The organism is Dissulfurispira sp. (assembly GCF_036745535.1).
In the GTDB taxonomy this organism is placed as follows: Bacteria; Nitrospirota; Thermodesulfovibrionia; order Thermodesulfovibrionales; family Dissulfurispiraceae; genus Dissulfurispira.
This window is the reverse complement of record NZ_DAIOFX010000118.1, coordinates 1-3,506: the sequence shown is the minus strand read 5'-3', so window position 1 is coordinate 3,506 and position 3,506 is coordinate 1. Positions and strand designations below refer to the sequence as shown.

Below are 3,506 nucleotides of genomic sequence, written 5' to 3'. Positions count from 1 at the left end.
TCTATACTACCTGAATCGGAGGTCTTTCTAAAATCTATTTTGGACAGATGTGATTACACCTATAATCACTATGAAGCTGTGTGGGGAAAGGTGTGCATTGAACATGCGATTAAGGTCATTGGCAACTGCCTCGCCTCATCCGCCGCCGAGGCTTTTGCCGAGGAGCAGGTCCATGCTGAGGGCGACTGCGATGCCTAATATCCCGCCAAATATAACGCCGATATAAAATGCCCTTCTCACTACTCCTCTATTCCGTATTTTTTTAACTTCCTGTATAAAGTTGCAAGGTCTATTCCCAACGCCATGGCTGTTTTTTTCTTGTTCCTGCTGTGTGCATTGTAGAGTCTCAGAATGAGGTTTTTTTCGTAATCTCTGAGATAAGTCTTCAAGGTAGAAGGCTGTGCTGTATGTTCGACCTTTCTTAATTTATCAGGCAGATTTTCAGGGGTTATATAATCACCATCTGCAAGGACGACAGCTCTTTCTATGACATTTCCCAGTTCCCTTACATTACCAGGCCATAAATATTCGAGCAATATGGACAATGCCTGCCTGTCGATACCCTTGATATCCTTTTTGTGCTCTTCTGAGAACTTATCTACAAAATGCTTTGCGAGTATATCTATGTCGTCCTTTCTCTCCCTTAAAGGAGGTATCTTTATCTCTATTACATTCAATCTCCAGTAAAGGTCTTCCCTGAACTTTCCTTCCTTGATCCTGTTTTCTATGTCCGCATTGGTTGCAGAGATTATCCTCACATCAACGATTCTTGGCTTTGTGTCGCCAAGAGGATAAACCTCTCCCGTTTCAAGAATCTTTAAGAGTTTTGCCTGAAGGTTTGTCGGCATATCGCCTATCTCGTCAAGAAAAAACGTGCCCTGATGGGCGAGGGGAATAAGTCCTATCTTGTCGGACACAGCGCCTGTGAATGCACCCTTTTTGTAGCCGAAAAGCTCCGACTCCAAAAGCCCCTCGGGTATGGCAGAGCAGTTTATGGAAATAAACGGTTTGTCCCGTCTCGGGCTGTTGCAGTGCACAAGCTCTGCCAGAAGCCCCTTACCCGTGCCGCTTTCTCCTAATATCATGATATTGCTTTTGGTGGGGATTACCTTCTCGAGAGTCTCGACGATCTTCAGCATGGATTCCGAGTTCGCCACAAAATCCCTGCATGCCATGCGTTGGCTTATCTGCTGTTTTAAAGCTATATTCTCGTTTATTATCTTTTTCTGTTCCAGAACCTTCTTGATGGTTAGTTTTATCTCCTCGTTGAGAAATGGTTTGACTATATAATCAATAGCGCCCCTCTTCATGGCTTCCACTGCAGATTCTATTGAGGCAAAGGCGGTCATCATTATTACAGGAGCTTCAGGGTTTATCTCCTTTGACTTTTCGAGAACAGTCATTCCGCCGACCCTGCCCATCTTCAGGTCTGTAATCACGACATCAAAGCTCTCAGTCTTGAGCTTTTCTATCGCATCCTCGCCGCTGTTCACAGAGGTTACGGTATAGCCCTCCCTCTTTAGCAGGAATTCGAGTGCCTTGCATATATCAGGCTCGTCATCCACTATTAATATCTTCGGTTTCATCTTTTTCCTTTTACCTGTTGTTTGCCGGTATTGTTATGTTAAATATGCTGCCTTTGCCGGGTTCGCTCTCAACGGTCAGGGTACCGTTCATTTTCTTGATTATATTATAACTTACTGCAAGTCCGAGTCCGGTGCCCTTTTCCTTTGTTGTATAGAACGGATCGAATATCTTTGGCAATTCCTCCCGTGGAATGCCAATGCCTGTGTCTTCGAACTGGATGATGATGTCGCTTTCCCTCGACATGCTCCTGACAGTGAGTGTCCCTCCTTCGGGCATTGCGTCTATGGCATTCAGGGTAAGGTTTACAAAGACCTGTGACAATTGGTTGCCGTCTGCGATGACCTCAGGCAGAGACGATGAAAGCTCTTTTACGATGGATATGTTCTTTGCCTTTTTGTCGTACTGTATAAGATTGATGGATGTTTCTATAATCTCGTTTATCTGGCATTCCCTCGGCTCTCCTGCAGGCATTTTTGAGAAGCCGGAAAGCTGTTTCAAGATTTCAGAAATCCTGTTTATATGGAAATAAATTGTTTCGAGGCTCTCTTTTTTAAATGTATCTTCTTCCATCTCCCTGAGTATCTGGACAAAGGAGAAGATGGATGTCAGGGGATTCCCTATCTCATGGGCTATGCCTGCCGCAAGCCTTCCTATGGATGCAAGCTTTTCTGAATGGATTATCTGCTCTTCCATTTTTTTCATCTCCGTCACATCCTGTATGAGCCTTATATATCCATGTATCTCTCCATTTAATCCTTTCACAGGCGCTGTAGTGACCTGAAAATATTTATCTTTTTGTCCGAAGAGATTGGACAGTATTATTGTATCAACATTGTCTCTGCTGTATTCGCCTGAAATATGGCAGTCAGGACATATGTCCTCGCAGGACATTCCTGTTATATCTGCTCCGGCCATGTCCTTTATCATCTGGTTTGTCCATTGAATTTTGCCATGCCTGTCAATGAGCACTATGCCGCCGCCTATGGCACTGACAATGGTATTGAGTTTTTCCTTTTCGCTTACAAGCTCTGCAGTTCTATCATTAACCTTTTCTTCCAGTTGAGCAGCATATTTTTCGAGTTCTTCCTTCCTTTTTGCAACTTCTTCTGCCTTTATCCTTTTTTTATTAAACACAATCAACAGCGCAGATACGATGCTTGTTGTTATAAAGATGGATATTATGAGATACGAGTAAAGTTTCATGCTGTGTCTTGTGACAGAAGTCACTTCAGAGTAAGGGGCGGACACTGCAATTATCCATGACAGATTGTCTATGCTGACAGTAGAAAATGCAATGATTTTATCCTCTCCTGTGGGTGTAATGTGCCTGCCGTAATTACTCGTCTTGCCTTGGATTATCCGTTTTTCGAGATCAAAATTCATATGGCATTTAAAGCAGTTGGAATCGGCTTTATAAATGTTTCCCCCGACCATTCCTGGCTGTGTGGGGTGGTAAAGGAGCGTGCCGTTTTTATCCATCATCCATGCATACCCGCGGCTTCCTGATTTTATATTGCTGACGAACCTGCTGGCTATGTCATTTATTTTTATGGACAGGAATACTACCCCTTTCATACTTCCCTGGTTGTATATGGGAGATATGATGTATATCAAATGCGGGGTTTCTATAATAGTAGTATTGCTGGGGCCAATATTTTTTGTCTGTTCCAGCATATTAGAGACAAACGGTTTGGATAGATTATTGTTTCCTTCAGAAAATATCACTTCGCCTTTGGTATTAAGAATGCCGAGACTTGTTTCGATTATTCCCTTCTTTCTCAGGGCATCGCTCGTAAGCCAATCGAGATCTTTTTTTGTTGGTTACGTCCCCTTTTGACAGCATATTGGAGATATGCATGACATCCTGTTTTATGAAATACAGATATGCCCCGATGTTGTCGGCTATGGACTTGGAGAGC

General features: G+C 43.2%; 4 protein-coding genes. 1 reads left to right on the top strand and 3 read right to left on the bottom strand.

Annotation, left to right across the window (positions count from 1 at the left end; all coding sequences use genetic code 11):
* Positions 1 to 198: hypothetical protein (locus V7L97_RS11715; RefSeq protein ID WP_333656188.1), on the top strand; the 198-nt coding region annotated here is incomplete at its 5' end.
* 41 nt (positions 199 to 239) lie between these two features.
* On the opposite strand, the gene V7L97_RS11710 is transcribed toward V7L97_RS11715, so the two are convergent.
* The 3 genes from V7L97_RS11710 to V7L97_RS11700 all read right to left on the bottom strand — a co-directional run.
* The gene (locus V7L97_RS11710; RefSeq protein ID WP_333656187.1) at positions 240 to 1,586 is read right to left on the bottom strand and encodes a sigma-54-dependent transcriptional regulator; all 1,347 of its coding nucleotides are present in this window, start codon (positions 1,584 to 1,586) and stop codon (positions 240 to 242) included.
* Between the two features lie 10 nt (positions 1,587 to 1,596).
* Positions 1,597 to 3,312 carry an ATP-binding protein gene (locus V7L97_RS11705; protein ID WP_333656184.1) on the bottom strand — a complete coding sequence of 572 codons (1,716 nt, stop codon included), beginning with the start codon at positions 3,310 to 3,312 and terminating at the stop codon, positions 1,597 to 1,599.
* A 13-nt stretch (positions 3,313 to 3,325) separates the two neighbouring features.
* Positions 3,326 to 3,506 (bottom strand): hypothetical protein (locus V7L97_RS11700; protein WP_333656182.1); only part of this gene is annotated, 181 nt, incomplete at its 5' end.

Bases quoted from the DNA above. Each gene is read 5' to 3' on its own strand.
- V7L97_RS11710 (WP_333656187.1), bottom strand. From the start codon at position 1,586: ATGAAACCGAAGATATTAATAGTGGATGACGAGCCTGATATATGCAAG.